Genomic DNA, 16,712 nt, shown 5'->3' on the forward strand with positions numbered 1-16,712 from the left:
CGTGTTTGGAAAACTCACGTTAGAGTCAATTCCCTACCACGAGCCGATCATCATGGTCGTCGCGGCCTTTATGGCCATTGGTGGGATCGCACTGTTTGGTTTAATCACCTATTACCGTAAGTGGGGCTGGCTGTGGAACGAGTGGTTTACCTCCGTTGACCATAAAAAGCTCGGCATTATGTATTTCATCGTCGCTCTGGTGATGCTGCTGCGCGGCTTCTCGGATGCGATAATGATGCGCACCCAGCTGGCGATGGCCGCCGGGGATGCAGCGGGCTATTTACCCCCCGAACACTACGACCAGATCTTTACCGCCCACGGCGTGATTATGATCTTCTTTGTCGCCATGCCCATGGTCATCGGCTTGATGAACCTGGTGGTGCCGCTGCAAATTGGTGCCCGCGACGTTGCTTTCCCTTTCCTGAATAACTTAAGCTTTTGGCTGTTTGCGGTCTCCGCGATACTGGTCAATATCTCGCTGGTGGTGGGCGAATTCGCCAAAACCGGCTGGCTCGCTTACGCGCCGTTATCGGGGATCGAGTTTAGTCCCGGGGTGGGGGTCGACTACTGGATATGGGCGTTGCAGATATCCGGTATAGGCACCACGCTGACCGGTATTAACTTTTTCGTGACCATCATTAAAATGCGCACCAAAGGCATGACGATGTTCCGCATGCCGATCTTCACCTGGACCTCGCTGTGCGCCAACGTGCTGATCATTGCTTCCTTCCCAATTTTGACCGCGACCATCGCGCTGCTAACGCTGGATCGCTATTTGGGTATGCACTTCTTTACCAATGATTTTGGCGGCAACATGATGATGTACGTCAATCTCATCTGGGCCTGGGGCCACCCGGAAGTTTATATCCTGATTCTGCCAGCCTTCGGCGTGTTCTCTGAAGTGATTGCGACCTTTGCCCGTAAGCGGCTGTTCGGCTACGCCACCATGGTGTGGGCGACCATTTCGATCACCTTGCTCTCGTTTGTGGTTTGGTTGCACCACTTTTTCACCATGGGGGCGGGCGCCAACGTCAACGCCTTCTTCGGCATTATGACAATGATCATCGCCATTCCTACCGGGGTGAAAGTGTTCAACTGGCTGTTCACCATGTTCCGCGGCAGCCTGGAACTCACTTCGCCGGTGCTATGGACGCTGGGCTTTATTATCACCTTTACCCTAGGCGGTATGACCGGCGTTATGCTGGCGGTGCCCGCGGCTAACTTTGTGTTGCATAACAGCCTGTTCGTTATTGCGCACTTCCACAACGTTATTATCGGCGGCGTGGTGTTCGGCATGATGGCGGGGCTTACCTATTGGTTCCCCAAAGCGTTCGGTTTCACTTTGAACGAAAAGTGGGGCAAGCGTTCGTTCTGGTGCTGGTTTATCGGCTTCTACGTCGCCTTTATGCCGCTTTACGTACTGGCCTTCTTTGGTGCCGTGCGCCGCATGCAGTCCTACGCCAACCCCGAATGGCAGCCGTGGATGATTCTGGCCTGGGTAGGCGCGGTAATCATTATGCTGGGCATTATCTGCACCATCATCCAGTTCTGGGTGAGTATTCGCGACCGCAAACAGAACGCTGATGTCACCGGCGACCCCTGGAATGGTCGCACCTTGGAGTGGTCAACCTCTTCTCCAGCGCCGTTCTACAACTTTGCACGTCTGCCGGAAGTGGGCGATATCGACAGCTTCTGGTCGCAAAAGCAGCGTAGCGAAGAGCAGCTTGAAGAAGCCCCCTATACCGATATTCATATGCCTCGTAATACCGTGGCCGGGCCAGTTATCAGCTTCTTTGCGCTGGTCATCGGCTTTGCGCTGGTGTGGCATATCTGGTGGTTAGCCGGCGTCGGCGCCGTGGGTGTATTCATCAGCTTTATGGCACGGGTATTTAACGACGATATCGACTACTACGTTCCCGCTGCTGAAGTTGAGCGAATCGAACGTGAGCATCAACAACGCGTGGAGGCGCAAGCGTAATGTCGACTGATACGCTAAATCATAGCTCGCACCACCCGGTAGAGCACGAAGAAGAGCATCACGATGCCTCGGGCACGAAATTGTTTGGTTTCTGGGTCTACTTAATGAGCGATTTGGTGATCTTCGGGTCACTGTTCGCCACTTACGCCGTGCTGATGAAGGGCACGGCGGGTGGGCCAACTGGCGCTGATATCTTTGAATTACCTTTGATCCTTTTCGGAACCTTTGCACTGCTGATCAGTAGTTTCACTTTCGGTATGGGCGTTTTGGCAATGCATGCCAACCGTGTTGGCCAAGTGAAAGTGTGGCTGATTATTACCTTTCTACTGGGCTTGTGCTTCCTGGGGATGGAAGTCTATGAATTCCAGCATCTAATCCATGAAGGGTACGGTCCGGACCGTAGCGGCTTTTTATCGGCCTTCTTTACCCTAGTCGGTACTCACGGGTTGCACGTTACGTTTGGCATGATCTGGATTTTGGTGATGTTGGTACAGCTTTACACCAAAGGGTTGAACGATATGACCCGGCCGAGGATTTTGTGCCTGAGCCTGTTCTGGCACTTCCTCGATATTGTCTGGATCTGTGTCTTCTCATTCGTCTATCTGATGGGAGTGTTGTGAGATGAGTGCAAGTTCAACCAATGCCCATGGCAGCGTTAAGTCGTATGTGACAGGACTGGTATTGTCGCTGATACTGACCATTATCCCTTTTGCGGTGGTGATGAGTGGCGCTTTTAGCGTGTTGGCTACCGTGATTGTGATAGCCGTGACCGCAGTGTTGCAGATACTGGTGCAACTGGTCATGTTTATGCATATGAGTACCAAAGCCGACGAAGGCTGGAATCTGATGTCCTTCGTCTTCACACTGACGATTCTCGTCCTAGTGGTAGGAGGCTCGCTGTGGATCATGCAGCATCTGCATCTCAACATGATGATCGGCTAATCTCAGCGCCCAGCCGCTGGCGGGATCTGCTCGAGCTGACCAAGCCGGGCATTATCGGCGGCAACCTGATTGCCACCCTGGGGGGCTATTTTCTCGCCGCCCAGGGGCAGTTCGAGTGGCTCAGCTTTGTCTCGGTCATGGTGGGGATTGCATTAATCATCGCGTCAGGCTGTGCGTGTAACAACGTTATTGACCGCGATATTGATGCATTGATGGCGCGTACGCGCCATCGCCCCCTGGTAAGAGGCAGCATCTCTATTACCCAGGCACTGGGCGTTTCGGCGCTGCTGGGTGTGTCGGGGGTGGTGTGTCTGGCGCTGGGCACCAACGGGTTAACCGTTGCCTTGGCGGTCATTGGCTGGGGCGTTTATGTGGGGCTTTATAGCCTCTATATGAAGCGCCGCTCGGAGTACGGCACCTTGGTAGGCAGCCTCTCCGGCGCCATGCCGCCGGTGGTAGGCTACTGCGCCGTGACCGGTCAGTTCGACAGCGGTGCCATTATGCTGCTGGTGATTTTCTGCCTGTGGCAGATGCCGCACTCCTATGCGATTGCGATCTTCCGCTACGCCGATTATCAACGGGCATCGATTCCGGTACTGCCGGTGGTGCGCGGGGTGAAAATGGCCAAACACCATATCCTTGGCTACATTGTGGCGTTTATTCCCGCCTCGCTGGCGCTAGGGCTGGCCAGCCAAGCGGGCGCGGGATATCTGTGCGTGGCGCTGACCATGGGCGGCTACTGGCTCTACTTGGCACTGCGCGGCTACCGTTTAGATGACGATGTGCGCTGGGCCAAAAAGGTGTTTGGCGTCTCTATCCTTACCATCACCGCGATGAGTTTAGTCATGGTGCTGGAATCGATGGTGCCGATGTGGGTTTAGCCCTCACATACCGTTAAGCCGTTAATAAAACGCCCCAAGCAGTTATCTGCTTGGGGCGTTTTTATTGGCTAGGGAAAGTTTCTGTAACTCAGCTTTCCCGCTGACTGGCCTGAATGGCGGTTAGTGCAATGGTGTAAACGATATCGTCGACCAGTGCGCCGCGGGAAAGGTCATTCACTGGCTTGTTCAACCCTTGCAGCATGGGGCCAACGCTCACGACGCGGGCACTTCGCTGCACTGCTTTGTAGGTGGTATTGCCGGTGTTGAGGTCGGGGAACACAAACACGGTGGCTTTACCTGCCACTGGCGAGTCGGGGGCTTTCTGTTTGCCCACGCTCTCGATAGCGGCGGCGTCGTACTGTAGCGGGCCGTCGATGGCCAGGTGCGGCGCGCGTTCTTTAGCAATCCGGGTGGCTTCGCGGACTTTATCCACATCCGCGCCGGTGCCGGAGTCGCCGGTGGAGTAGCTGATCATGGCGACACGTGGCTCGATACCGAAGGCTTCAGCGGAGCGGGCACTTTGTAGAGCGATTTCGGCCAGGGTTTCAGCGTCTGGGTCGGGATTCACCGCGCAGTCGCCGTAGACCACCACCTGCTCGGGCAGCAGCATAAAGAAGATCGACGAGACTTGATTATACTCCGGCGCGGTTTTAATCAACTGGAAGGCGGGCCGCACGGTGTTGGCGGTGGTGTGTACGGCGCCGGAAACCAGTCCGTCGACTTCATCTAACTGCAGCATCATGGTGCCGAGCACCACGTTATCTTGCAACTGCGCTTCGGCGGTTAGCTCGTTGAGTTTGCCACGACGACGCTCGACCATCGGGCCAATATAGTTCGCACGGGTGCTTTCAGGGTCAACAATCGTCAGCGATTCTGGCAGTGTCAGCCCACGGTTGCGCGCTACATTTTCGATATCGTCGCGCTTACCCAGCAGTACGCAGTCGGCAATGCCGCGGCGCTGGCAGATTATTGCCGCTTCTACGGTGCGCGGTTCATCCCCCTCCGGCAGAACTACGCGCTTTTTAGCCAGCTGGGCGAGTTTAACCAACTGGTGGCGAAACGCTGAAGGTGAAAGGCGGCGGGTATAACCGCTGCTCAGGTGGGCTTTCAACCACTCAAGATCCATATGGGCTGCGACGTAACGGGCCACCTGTTCGGCGCGCTCGAAATCGTCCATAGGGATTTCACTGCTTAGCTGGCTGAGGTGCTGTGCCGTGGTCAGGCTGTCGGTTTCTACTGCCAAGACCGGTAGACCCGTTTTGAGCGCGGGGCGGCACATCTCGATCATGCTGTCGTTGGGCATAAAGCCGTTGGTCAACAGTACGCCCGCTAGCTGAATACCGTTCATGGTCGCCAGCGCTGAGGCCAGCACCACATCATCGCGGTCACCGGAAGCCACTACCAGGCTACCCGGGGTGAAAATATGCAGTGCGTTGGCAGCACTGCGGGCACAGAGGCTGGTGGAGAGTACCCGACGGCTGGCCGACTCGCCTTCGTTCAACAACTTGGCATTAAGCGCCCGGGCCACATCCAGGGTGCGCGGGGCGCTAAGCGTTTTGCTGTAAGGCACCACACCAATCAGGTGGAATTTATCGGTCGCCAGGGCGGGGGAGTACTGGCGCAGCTCAGCGAGCACTGACTCTTCCAACTGCGGTTTGAAGGTGCCCGGTGCTGCAGAAAGATCATCTTCCTGCGCGTAGGGCAGATTTTTCATGCGCATCAAAATGCCGCCCAACGTGCGGCTGGAGCTAACCCCACCAAAGCTGCGGGCGTGCATATCAAGCTGCTCGGCCAGCGCCTGGGGCTCGTTTAAATCACCCGATCCAACAAGAATAATCCGTGCATTAAGCGCATTGGCGAGCTGGGCGTTGGTTTGGGTGGCGTAGGTGGTGTGCTGGGTGGGCACTACGCCCTCTACCACGACTAGGTCTAGGGTACTGCCATCGCGGTGGGCCTGTTGAACAACCTGTTCATAGAGCTCGACGGCATTTTCCATCAGTTCATCGATTTGGTCGTCGCGCAGCAAACGCTCCAGGCGAGCCTGGGAAATCGGTGACGGTGGGCGCTGATTGAGTGCCCGGGAAACCAATGCGGTGGATCGATCCAGGCCTGGGCCGTTCAGCTCGTTCTGCATAAACGGCTTTAAAAACCCGGCTTTCAGACCGATGGTATCCAGCGCTTGAATTAACCCCAGACAGGCGGAGGTAAGCCCGACGCCCTGGCTGGTAGGCACTAACAGAATCGCTTGTGGCTGGTCGGGGTGAGTCATACACGTGTCTCTAGGCAGTGGCGGGTTTCCATGGCAATGCGGCCTTCTTCATCGGTAGGGATCACCCACACCTGGGGGCCTTCATGGCTGGCACTATCCAGCTTGCCCTCTTTGCCGCGGATAGTCGCTTCGTTAGCGTCGTTATCCAGCGCAAAGCCGAAGTGGGGCAATAGGGCGAGCACACGGCGACGTACAATCGGCGAGTTTTCGCCGATACCGCCGGTGAAAATAACCCCATCAAGCTGGGGCAGGGCGCAGGAGAGCCCCGCCAGAGATTTAGCGATCCGGTAGCAGAATACTTCTATTGCCAACTGAGCAGTGGCGTGGCCCTGTTCGGAGGCCTCCTCAATTTCGCGCATATCGTTGGTTAAGCCTGAAAGCCCCAGTAGGCCGCTCTCTTTATTGAGCACGTCATCAATTTTGTCTAACGACCAGCCTAGTTGACGGTGCAGGTGGGCGTGCAGACCAGGGTCAACATCGCCACTGCGGGTGCCCATCACCAAGCCTTCCAGTGGCGTTAGGCCCATGCTGGTATCCTGGCTTTGATTGTTCCAAACCGCGCTAGTGGAGCAGCCATTGCCAAGGTGAGCGGTCAGCCAGCCGCCTGCGCCACGGCTACTCAGTTCACCGGTACGCTGGCTAACGTAAGCGTGGCTGGTGCCGTGAAAGCCATAGCGGCGAATGCCATGCTCAGCGTAGAGTCTTTCAGGCAGAGCGTAACGGTAAGCACGCGGCGGCATGGTTTGGTGGAAAGCGGTATCAAACACGGCCACTTGGGGCAGCTCCGGAAAAACGTGCTGGGTCGCTGCAATACCCGCCAAATTCGCGGGGTTATGCAGAGGGGCAAGCGCCGCGGTGGTTTGGATAGCCGCGATGACGCTATCGTCGATAAGTGCAGCTTGGGTGAAATGCTCGCCGCCATGCACGATGCGATGGCCCACCGCCGCTGGTAATCGTCCCTCCATACGCTCAAGAATGGCGTTAAGCGCTTGGGTATGGTCAGCCTCAGGAAGTGGCTGTGTAAAACGCTCACCGGCACTGTTTTTGCCCTTGAAGCGTGCTTCCTGGCTGCCTAAGCGCTCTGCTATGCCTTCGAGTCGCGGTGCCTGAGGGTCTGAGTCAATCAACGCGTATTTAATCGAAGAGGAACCGCAGTTAATTACCAGCACCGGTGCGTTCATAAAAACCTTTTCGCTAGGAGGTTAGTGAGCAAAGAGATAGACTTTAGTTTAGCATGCTGCGCTGCGGAAAAGCAGCGCCTGAATTTCGTTAGCCTTCTATGTAAAAGCGAGGCATGCTGGGCTATTGATGGCTACACGCCTCGTATTAACCTTACACCTTCTTACTCCCTTAATGAGCCGTTCTGTTCTTATGTCAGCGTCCCCTTTGCCGAAACTACTGCCGCGTCACCTGGCCATTCTGTTAATGATGACCGTGGCCACTATGTTTGCCGCCAATCATGTCTCGGCGCGGCTGGCGTTTGATAATGGCACCGGGCTATTACTGGCGGTATTAACGCGCTCGGGGGTGGCCTGTTTGATTTTAGTGGCCCTCGTTATCGTGCAGAAAAAACGGCTCTGGCTGCCTGCGGGGAGTTGGCCTTGGCAATTAACGGTGGGGCTACTGATCGCGATCCAGAGCGTTAGTCTCTACTCGGCCGTGGCCAGGCTACCGGTGGTGATTGCGCTGCTACTGGTCAATACCTTTCCGATTCAGCTGGCACTGCTCAGTTGGGCGCTGGGCGGCCCGCGACCGACGCTGCGCAGTTGCCTGATTATGGGCACCATTCTAATCGGCTTACTGGTGGTGCTGGATATCCCTTCATGGATCGCCAGCGCCGATGGCATGGGGCCAGGGTGGATCGCGGGCATTGGGTTTGGATTGATGGCGGCCTTCGTCTTTGCCTGCGCGCTGTGGGTCACCGAACACCGCCTGGCGGGTGTGGGAAGTACGCTGCGCAGCCTGTTGACCATGCAAACGGTGTTTATCGTCATGATCATTGGTGGCATCGCCGGAGTGGTACCTGGGGGTATGAGCTTGCCGGATAACAGCACTGGCTGGCTGGGGCTCACGCTGCTCGGGCTGCTCTATGGCTCGGCGTTCTCAACGCTGTTTATTTTTGTGCCGCGACTCGATATGGCGCGCAACGCGCCGGTGATGAATATCGAACCGGTGGCCTCACTGGTGTTGGGTTACTTTGTGTTGGGGCAGATGCTCAGCCCCGGCCAGTTAGTTGGTGGGGCAGTCGTCGTTGGCGGCATTGTCGTGCTGAGTTTATCCAAGGGGCGGTAAAGTTTGCGTTCTTCATCGTTATGAATCACAATACAAAAGTGTAAGGAAACACTGTTTTTTAACTGAGGTACAAGCTATGAAGATGTCTCTATTGTCACTTACATCGGCGGTACTCCTGGTAGGTGCAGGCGCATTTGCAACGAGTGCTCAAGCACAACAGTCCTTCGGTTATCCGCAAGCTTACTTGGGTGGCGATGCCATGTTCTGGAGCCTGGATCCAGACAGAGGCCCTTCCCGTGATGACGTGGGCTTACGCCTGCGTGGCGGCGCTCAATTTAATGACTACTTTGCGCTGGAAGGGCATTTAGGCACGGGCGGTTCAGATGGTGGCGCTGATCTGAATCATTTAGCTGGCGCTTATGCAAAAGGGATTTTTCCGGTGGCGCCTGAAGTGCGGTTATACGGTTTAGCAGGCTTCACGGAAGTTGAGGTTAGTAATAACCGGGAGAGTGACTTCTCCTACGGTGGCGGCGCTGAAATGGACGTAGCTCCCAATTTGTCGGTGAATGCCGATTACATGCGCTACCTGGATAAGTCTGACTACACCTTTGATGCGGCCAGCGTTGGTCTACGTTATCGGTTCTAAATCGTTGGCTTGAACGTGTAGCGAATCACTAAGCACTCAGTACTCAGCCCTGTGGCCTTTATGCCATGGGGTTTTTTGTTTTTATAACTTGTTATGGCGCGTTGATGCAGTGAATAAGTACATATATATTGTTAGCAAGCTAATTAATTGTTAGACTAAAGTCCCCTATGCTATTTCCTACATGATACGCGCCCGTATAGAGGCGCTGGCCAAGCAGTTGCTTGGTGGCTAACAAGTGAGTTCTGCATGACCCCTGATCAAACATTTGCCCGCTGGGTGAAAATAGCCCTTGCTGCCTTTGTACTGCTTTTTATCTATTTTCTGGTGGCCGATAGCTTTATGCCCATGACCCCCGAATCGCGGGTGATGCGGCCGGTAACGCGTATAGCGCCCGAACTGAGTGGCCCAGTGAGCGAGGTGTTGGTGCGTGATCACCAACATGTGGCTAAAGGTGATGTGCTGTTTCAGATCGACCCGACGCCGTTTCGTTTAGCCGTTGAGCAGGCGCAACTTAATCGCGAACAGGCCGAGCGAGAGAATGCCCAGTTGGAAGCGGAGCTTACCTCTGCCCAAGCGGAGCTGGCATCCGCTGAAGCGACGGCAGCCGAACGTCGGGGCGAGCTACGTCGTGCCGAAACCCTGGTGGCGCAGCAGAGCGTATCGCGCCAACAATATGAGCAGCAGGTGGCTGCTGAGCGTACCGCACAGGCCAGTGTGGCGGCAGCCAGGGCTAAAATAGTCAGCCTGGAAGTGCAATTGGGCGATGCCGGCGAAACGAACCTGCGTTTGCGCCAAGCGGAAAACGCGCTCTCCCAAGCGCAGTTGGATCTTGCCCATACTCAGGTGCGCGCCGCACAAGCCGGGAGTGTTTCCAACCTGCAGCTAGAGGTTGGTGACTATGTTCAGGCGGGACAGCCCGCGGTAGCGGTAGTGGCGGATGCGGTCGATATCATTGCCGATTTTCGTGAAAAGAGTTTGCGCCATGTGGCGCCCGGCGATGCAGCAAAAATAGTGTTTGATGCCTGGCCCGGCCATGTATTTGATGCCCAAGTTCTCGCCATGGATGCCGGTGTCCGCGAAGGGCAGTTGGCTGCCGATGGGCAACTGGCCGATATTCCCACCACTGATCGTTGGGTGCGCGATGCCCAGCGTATGCGCGTACACCTGGCGCTCACTCAGCCAATCGCGAACTTATTACCCAGCGGCGCCCGTGCCACGGTACAGCTTCAGCCCGGTGATACTGCCCTGGCCAAGCCTTTTGTATGGTTACAGGCACATCTCATTAGCTGGTTGCACTATGTGTATTAAAAAAAGCTTGGCCAGCTCGCGATCCCCTGGCATGGCGGCCACCAAGCGCAAGCCCGAACTCTCAAAGAATGGCTTGCGTCAGTGCCTTAGAGTGGCCGGGGGCGGTACGCTGGGGTTTATAGTTAGCCAACTGATGGGCTGGAACTACGGTGTGTTTTTTACCGTTTTCCCGATGTTTTTACTGGGTATGGTGCCGGTACTCAATGGGCATATCATTCGTCAGTTTTTAGCCAATGTATCGATCAACGTGCTCGAAGTCAGCCTGGTGGTGGGGTTACTCAAACATATGCCGGTAGTGATGACCCTGGTGGTGCTGGGCATCTTTCTGTTTCGCTTTAATCTGATGGCGAAAGGGCCGCTGTTTCTGTTTGGCGCCAATGGCGTGCTGACACTCAGTATTCTGCTGCACTTCGCCAGCTACCCTAATGTGGACTTGAGCGATTTACTGGCCAGTAACCTGGTTGCCAGTGGTTTAGCAGTGTTTATTGCCATGCTGATGCATACGCTGTTTGCCGATGTAGAAGCCCGTCAGCCACCACCGAGGGCCACCAAGACATCTTCGCAAATTCGCCATGAAACCCTCATTGGAGGATTAACCGCCACGCTCTCGTTTGTGGTGTTTCAGATGTTCGACTTGCAAGGGTCACTTTCTGCGCAGATGGCCACCATCCTGGTGCTGTTTACGCTGGGGTACTCTGGAGCGAAAGTATCCGCCGCCAAACGCGCCGTAGGAACGCTACTGGGGTGCAATTTGGCGCTGCTCATGCAGTTGCTGCTATATACCCAGAGCCACCATTTTTTGCTGGTGGTGTTGCTCTACTGGCTGGGGTTAATGCTTTTCGCGCGTGAGCATATTCATGAAGGGGGAGGTTCGGGGATCGGCTTTGGTGGGCTGACCACCCTGGGAATTTTGTTTGGCCAGTCGCTAGGCCCGCAGCAGGATCTGGTGTACAGCGCGCTCTATCGGTTCTCGTCAATGAGTGTTGCACTGACCCTCACACTGCTGACCATGGCTTGCTTACACGTTGTGTTAAACCGCTGGACGCCAACGCGGTTACCCGTAAGCAGCCGGCCATAAAAATCCTGACATCAATAAATCAGCGCAACTTTTTTAATACAGGCTACTCTGATGAGTGTGCCGACATGTGATTAGCCGTGCTATTGGCACCTTTCTCATACGGCGCTTTCCCTACTAACGGATTAGAGGTGTTCGTCATGGCAACTGGTAAAGAAGATAAAGCGAAAGGAACGGCCAATAAAGCAGCAGGCAAAGTGAAAGAAGCCGCGGGCAAGGCAACGGGTAGCAGCAAAACAGAAGCCAAAGGTAAGGCCCAGCAGGCGAAAGGCGAACTGCAAAAAGGCAAAGGCGATGCCAAGGAGAGCCAGAAAAAACAGCGCTAGTGCTAGTTATGGAATACTGATACCAACAGGGGGCTTCGGCCCCCTGTTGGTGTTTATGAGCTCGGAAATTACTGTATCTCACCTTCAGTACTGAAGCATTGGGCAATAGCTTTGAAAGCCTTCCTTAGTAGTGACCCAGTAATTTCCACCACAAACCGCCGACAACTACCCAGATCACAAGATTGACCACGCTCATAATAAAGCCCGCTTTCCACCACTCGCCCAGCGTTAGGTAGCCCGACCCAAAAATGACGGGCGACGTGCCAGTGGCGTAGTGAGTTAAGGTCATCATGATGGAGGAGGTGGCGGCCATGATAAGCACAAACGGCATGGGCGGTGCGCCGAGTGTTAACCCAACGGTAAGAAAAGCCGCCATCATGGCAGTAATATGTGCGGTGGTGCTGGCAAAGAAGTAGTGAGTGTAGAGGAAAGTCAGCACTAGCAAGGCCGATGCTCCCATCCAGCCGATGCCCATCATGGTGATCCAGTCTTGCATATTGGTGGAAAACCAATCGATCAAGCCCGTCTGGTTGAGCTGGGTCGCCATCATAATTAGGGCGCCGAACCAGAGCAGGGTATCCCAAGCGTTCTTTTCTGCCAGTACATCATCCCAGGTTAATACGCCGGTCAGCAGCAGTATCGATAGCCCAATAAACGCGGAGGTGGTGGTATTGAGGGTGACCGAGTCGCCCATAAATAGCGCCGGTATATCTGCCCACAGCAGCAATAGTACCAAGAAGACAAACAGCATAATGCCTTCATCCCGGCTGATCTTCCCCATTTCGGCAAGTTTGTCCCGTGCCATCTGCGTGGCGTGTGGAGTCTGTTTAATGTCCGGTGGATAAAGCAGGTAAAGAATATAGGGCATGGCCAGAATGGCGACCAAACCAGGAAGTAGCATGGCGAGCGCCCAGGTCATCCAGCTCAGTTGGATTTCCGCCCCTGTAGCGATGGAAATTAGCTCCACGGTCAGTGGGTTGGGAGCAGTGGCAGTGACAAACATTGCTGAAGTAATCGGGTTGCTGTGATAGTTCACCAGTGCCAAATATTTGCCGATTTTGCTCGAAGTGCCGTCTTCCGGCCGTGAGTCAAAACCTTTAGCAATAGAGCGCATGATGGGGTGCATGATTCCGCCGCCGCGAGCGGTATTGCTGGGAGTAACCGGTGCAATGCAAAGCTCTGAAAACGCCAAACTATAGCCGATCCCCAGCGTCTTCTTGCCGAAGATGGAGATAAAATAGTAACCGATGCGGGCTCCTAGCCCTGTCTTGATTAGCCCCCGAGAGATCATAATCGAGATGGCAATTAACCAGATCAGCGAGTTGGAGTAGCTGCTTAAAGCATCGTTAATGGCGGTACCTGGGTTGTCGCTGGTCACCCCGCTCGCCGCCACAATCGCAATGGCAATAATTGAGATGGCCCCTATGGGCATTGCCTTACCAATAATCGCGGCAATCGTCCCCACGAAAATTGCCAGCATCAGCCAAGCGTCCGAAGTGAGACCCTCCGGCAGTGGAATAGCCAGCCATATCAGTAGAGTGATCGCCACCGCAATAGCGGTTGGCAAGGGCTTGAAAGGTAGCGTCGGCATCGTGGAACCCTATAGTAAGTAGGTGGCTGCGGTACGCTCACAGGCAATAAAGCAGTGCTTGAGTGGCTACTTAAGTCTAGAGCGGATGGGCGCTTGGCAACTTGCCTCACGTCAATTCGAAGCTTGATCTAGCGCAATCATTTCCGCTTCCAACTATGCCTTAATGGTGAGGTGCCATTGACTCCCCTCACTGAGGAAGCGACCCATGCCTACCATGATGAAAGCGGCCATCTTCGTTGAACCCGGCCGTATCGAAATTGACGATAAACCCATCCCCGAGATTGGCCCCAACGATGCCCTGATGCGCGTGACCACCACCACGATCTGCGGCACCGATATCCATATCCTGAAAGGTGAGTACCCGGTGGAGCGTGGCCTGACCATTGGCCATGAACCCGTGGGCGTGATCGAAAAACTGGGGGCCAACGTAAAAGGCTACCAGGAAGGCCAGCGGGTAATTGCTGGCGCCATTTGCCCCAGCTTTACTTCTTACGCCTGCCAGGATGATTGCTGCTCACAAGATGGCGGCCACCACGGCCACGGGTATAAACCGATGGGCGGCTGGCGCTTTGGTAACACCATCGATGGTGCCCAGGCCGAGTACCTGCTGGTACCGGATGCCCAGGCTAACCTATCGCCAGTGCCGGATGGCCTAACCGACGAACAGGTGCTGATGTGCCCGGACATTATGTCCACCGGTTTTGCCGGTGCCGAAGCCGCCGGTATCAAAATCGGCGACACGGTGGTGGTCTTCGCCCAAGGGCCGATTGGCCTATGCGCCACGGCGGGGGCGCGGCTGCGTGGGGCCGGGATGATCATTGCGGTAGACGGGGTTGATGAGCGTTTGGCCATGGCCAAGCAGATGGGCGCGGACGTAACGCTGGATTTCCGCAAGGTGGATGTGGTCGAGGAAATTCTCAAGCTCACCGGCGGGCGCGGCGTCGACTCCGCGATTGAAGCGCTTGGCCTGCAACAGACCTTTGAATCCGCCCTGCGGGTGTTAAAACCCGGCGGAACGCTCTCCAGCCTGGGCGTTTACTCCCAAGACCTAACGATTCCGCTGAGCGCTTTCTGTGCTGGCCTCGGCGACCATAAGATTATCACTTCGCTATGCCCCGGTGGTAAAGAGCGCATGCGCAGGCTGATGAGCATCATCGACGCCGGTCGGTTGGATCTTGGGCCCATGGTCACCCACCGCTATGCGCTGGAGAATATCGTCGAAGCCTACGATCTCTTCGCCCACCAGCGAGACGGCGTATTGAAAGTGGCGCTTGAGGTCTCCTGAGGTTCAAAGCTAAGATTGATGTTCAGCAGCAAGGCTGTTCTTCAGTAGGAGGTGTGCTCAGCTCACGCCTCCTGGTACAGTACTCTGCTTTTGTGGCGAAATTTCTCCGCCCGTTCTTTTATACCTGTCATCATTGCTTATCTGCGCAGAGCACTAGGCAGTGGTGGTAAGACGCAGCTGGGTTGAATTTCAATTACTATATTCGGTTAGGTCTTGATGCAAGATACGCCTGATTTCCAGAATCGCTTGGGCCGTTTCCTGGACGCTGTGCCCAGCGATAAACACTTTTTCTGATATGGCTCCCGGCAAATGTGCGCTGGCGTACGGCACTATCCCATCATCTGAAACCTCTAACGGTACACTGGTGTCACGCTGGGCAATGATAGAATGGTAGTGAACTTGAGGGGAGATAGGCAGATTGGCCGTTGCTCTAATGAACGGATCTGCCTCACTCAAATTATCGATACTGTTGGGAAGGCGCAGGTATGCCCCATCTGATTCGGCGTCAGTATTAGCCAGAGCCCTGATGACATCGTCGAACTCTTCCAGCAGGGTGAGTGGTAGACGAACGAAACGAGCGACTGCTCTCCCTAGACGATTACCGGCCACCGGTGTGCCGCGATGTGGTGCTGCGATGAAAATTGCTCGTTTTATCTCTGGTAGCGATTCGAAACGTAGTAGGGGGGCTAGGCGTTGTTGGGCGAGCTGCCTATGTGCCTTTGGCAATTGGCGTTGTTCCACGAATTCGCTCCACAACCTACCTTGGCTAGAAGAGACCATCAGGCGCGCCAATACACCCCCCATGCTATGGCCAATTAGAACGATACCTTGTGAAGCCAGCGTTTCTGTGGTGGGGTCAAGTTCCAGTAGTGTTTCATTCACAGTGCGTCGTATCGCCGTATGATTAATCGGCAGTGGCATATTGGTAGGGTAGTAGATTTGCCATACCTGAAAATGTTGCCGCAGGCTCTCATCGCCCAGCACTTCATTAGCTACATTTACCCAGGCTTCGGGACTACTGCCAAGGCCATGCAGCATGAGGATGATGCGTCGCTCAGGATCGAAGGGCTGCATCATATAAAGGTGTGGTCGGTTGATACCTTGGCTGTGGCCTAGCAGAGAGCGTATGGCCTGACGCGAAAAGCCTGAATGCGCCAGCCATAGTCCATAGCCCGCAGTGAAATTTGCGGCTAGGGGAATCTGTTGCCCATGCAACTGTATGCTGGCGTCTTGGTAGGGGTCTCTTACGATCACCTCTAGTGATTGAGTCGATAGCACCTGAGCTAAATCCTCACCGGAAAAATGGATTAGTGCGGTGAGTGCCGGAAAAGGCATTTCGCTATAAGGTCGAGCGCGATGAAGCGCGAGGCTATCGTCTATTACCGCGACCAGTTCGGCACCAAAGCCGTCACGGCGATAAGTGCTACGCAAGCCGGAAAAGACCAGTGAAGATGCTGGAACTAGGTTCTCGGGTAAGTCGATGTCGCCGGCGAAGCGTACGCCGGTGAAGTCGGTTGTAACCTTCCAGCCAGAAAGCCTAGGCGTATCCAAAGAATAGGAGCGGCTTTTATCTTCAATGGCTGAGAGATTCTGTTGAAAAAGCCATGAAACAATCTGTTGAACTGAATAGTTATAATAGTCGCGTACTTGTATCTGACGATCTTCGAAGGCGCGTTCCCCAGGAGATCGTTCGGAGAAAAACAAGTAAGCATAAGTATGTCTGGCAACCTCAATCCAAGCGTAAATGTCAGCCTCGGTACTCGGGATATCACTTGATGATCCTGCTTTTGACATCGCTTCTTGAAGCCACAGTTCTGCCAGTGCGGAAAGTCTGCGTTCTTCAGCTATGCCAGCGGTGCTGGATAATATATCTATACAGTTTTGGGAGTGCTCACGACATCTCCCTTCATCCAGCCCGATAACTTTGATGGTTTCCTGGGTAGCTGCGCTTAGCTCGCCACTGGTAAGCAGGTCTCCGCGTTTAAGCGCGGTATACTCACCAGGGCTAAGCGAAGAGACGCCAACCATGGCACAACCATTCACTATTAGGATAATAAGTAGCGTGTTGAGTAAGGTGATAAGCTTAGCTGGTTTCACAACGACACCTTATTAATCGGTCATGTGGCGCTTTCGGGGCGATTTTTAGTGAATGAACTTTACCTACAGTTAACGGTGATTT

The 16,712-nt window shown here is 54.8% G+C and carries 14 protein-coding genes; 10 read left to right on the plus strand and 4 right to left on the minus strand.

Features of this window, described 5'->3' with window-relative positions; all coding sequences use genetic code 11:
- The first annotated feature begins 1 nt into the window (after position 1).
- The 4 genes from cyoB to cyoE are packed head-to-tail and all read left to right on the plus strand — an operon-like array spanning position 2 to position 3,801.
- Entirely contained in the window at positions 2-1,978 is a 1,977-nt protein-coding gene (gene cyoB, locus E0L35_RS06730) for a cytochrome o ubiquinol oxidase subunit I (protein ID WP_041157786.1), read from the plus strand.
- The gene (cyoC, locus tag E0L35_RS06735) at positions 1,978-2,598 is read left to right on the plus strand and encodes a cytochrome o ubiquinol oxidase subunit III (RefSeq protein WP_009287203.1); all 621 of its coding nucleotides are present in this window, start codon (positions 1,978-1,980) and stop codon (positions 2,596-2,598) included. Before cyoB ends, cyoC begins: the two co-directional genes overlap by 1 nt.
- Before the next feature lies 1 nt (position 2,599).
- Positions 2,600-2,920 (plus strand): cytochrome o ubiquinol oxidase subunit IV, encoded by a 321-nt coding sequence (gene cyoD / locus E0L35_RS06740; protein WP_022520636.1) that lies wholly within the window; start codon positions 2,600-2,602, stop codon positions 2,918-2,920.
- Positions 2,878-3,801 (plus strand): heme o synthase, encoded by a 924-nt coding sequence (gene cyoE / locus E0L35_RS06745; protein ID WP_009287204.1) that lies wholly within the window; start codon positions 2,878-2,880, stop codon positions 3,799-3,801. Before cyoD ends, cyoE begins: the two co-directional genes overlap by 43 nt.
- An 88-nt stretch (positions 3,802-3,889) precedes the next feature.
- Here cyoE and pta read toward each other — a convergent pair whose 3' ends face one another.
- Both pta and E0L35_RS06755 read right to left on the minus strand, forming a co-directional pair.
- Positions 3,890-6,070: a phosphate acetyltransferase gene (gene pta, locus E0L35_RS06750; protein ID WP_041157787.1), complete on the minus strand. Its 2,181-nt coding sequence runs from the start codon at positions 6,068-6,070 to the stop codon at positions 3,890-3,892.
- Positions 6,067-7,251, minus strand: a complete 1,185-nt coding sequence (locus tag E0L35_RS06755; RefSeq protein WP_041157788.1) for an acetate kinase — start codon at positions 7,249-7,251, stop codon at positions 6,067-6,069. Before E0L35_RS06755 ends, pta begins: the two co-directional genes overlap by 4 nt.
- 190 nt (positions 7,252-7,441) lie before the next feature.
- Between E0L35_RS06755 and E0L35_RS06760 the strand changes: the two genes are divergently transcribed.
- From E0L35_RS06760 to E0L35_RS06780, 5 genes are all read left to right on the plus strand, one after another.
- The gene (locus E0L35_RS06760) at positions 7,442-8,362 is read left to right on the plus strand and encodes a DMT family transporter (protein ID WP_041157789.1); all 921 of its coding nucleotides are present in this window, start codon (positions 7,442-7,444) and stop codon (positions 8,360-8,362) included.
- Positions 8,363-8,438: 76 nt separating this feature from the next.
- Positions 8,439-8,948, plus strand: coding sequence for a porin family protein (locus E0L35_RS06765; protein WP_041157790.1), 510 nt, complete (start codon positions 8,439-8,441; stop codon positions 8,946-8,948).
- Positions 8,949-9,194: 246 nt separating this feature from the next.
- On the plus strand, positions 9,195-10,256 hold the full coding sequence (locus E0L35_RS06770) for an HlyD family secretion protein (protein WP_041157791.1): 1,062 nt from the start codon (positions 9,195-9,197) through the stop codon (positions 10,254-10,256).
- A 31-nt stretch (positions 10,257-10,287) separates the two neighbouring features.
- Positions 10,288-11,334, plus strand: a complete 1,047-nt coding sequence (locus E0L35_RS06775) for a DUF2955 domain-containing protein (protein WP_041158117.1) — start codon at positions 10,288-10,290, stop codon at positions 11,332-11,334.
- Between the two features lie 137 nt (positions 11,335-11,471).
- Positions 11,472-11,657: a CsbD family protein gene (locus E0L35_RS06780; RefSeq protein WP_041157792.1), complete on the plus strand. Its 186-nt coding sequence runs from the start codon at positions 11,472-11,474 to the stop codon at positions 11,655-11,657.
- Positions 11,658-11,781: 124 nt separating this feature from the next.
- Here the strand turns inward: E0L35_RS06780 and E0L35_RS06785 are convergent, their stop codons facing one another.
- Positions 11,782-13,248 carry a DASS family sodium-coupled anion symporter gene (locus E0L35_RS06785; protein WP_041157793.1) on the minus strand — a complete coding sequence of 489 codons (1,467 nt, stop codon included), beginning with the start codon at positions 13,246-13,248 and terminating at the stop codon, positions 11,782-11,784.
- A gap of 205 nt (positions 13,249-13,453) precedes the next feature.
- Between E0L35_RS06785 and E0L35_RS06790 the strand changes: the two genes are divergently transcribed.
- A complete protein-coding gene (locus E0L35_RS06790; protein WP_035559355.1) occupies positions 13,454-14,533 on the plus strand; it encodes an NAD(P)-dependent alcohol dehydrogenase in 1,080 nt (359 codons plus the stop codon).
- 189 nt (positions 14,534-14,722) lie between these two features.
- Here E0L35_RS06790 and E0L35_RS06795 read toward each other — a convergent pair whose 3' ends face one another.
- A complete protein-coding gene (locus E0L35_RS06795; RefSeq protein ID WP_052475535.1) occupies positions 14,723-16,630 on the minus strand; it encodes an alpha/beta fold hydrolase in 1,908 nt (635 codons plus the stop codon).
- Positions 16,631-16,712 lie beyond the last annotated feature (82 nt).

Origin of the sequence: Halomonas sp. ATBC28 (assembly GCF_005937175.1) — a bacterium.
In the GTDB taxonomy this organism is placed as follows: domain Bacteria; phylum Pseudomonadota; class Gammaproteobacteria; order Pseudomonadales; family Halomonadaceae; genus Vreelandella; species Vreelandella titanicae.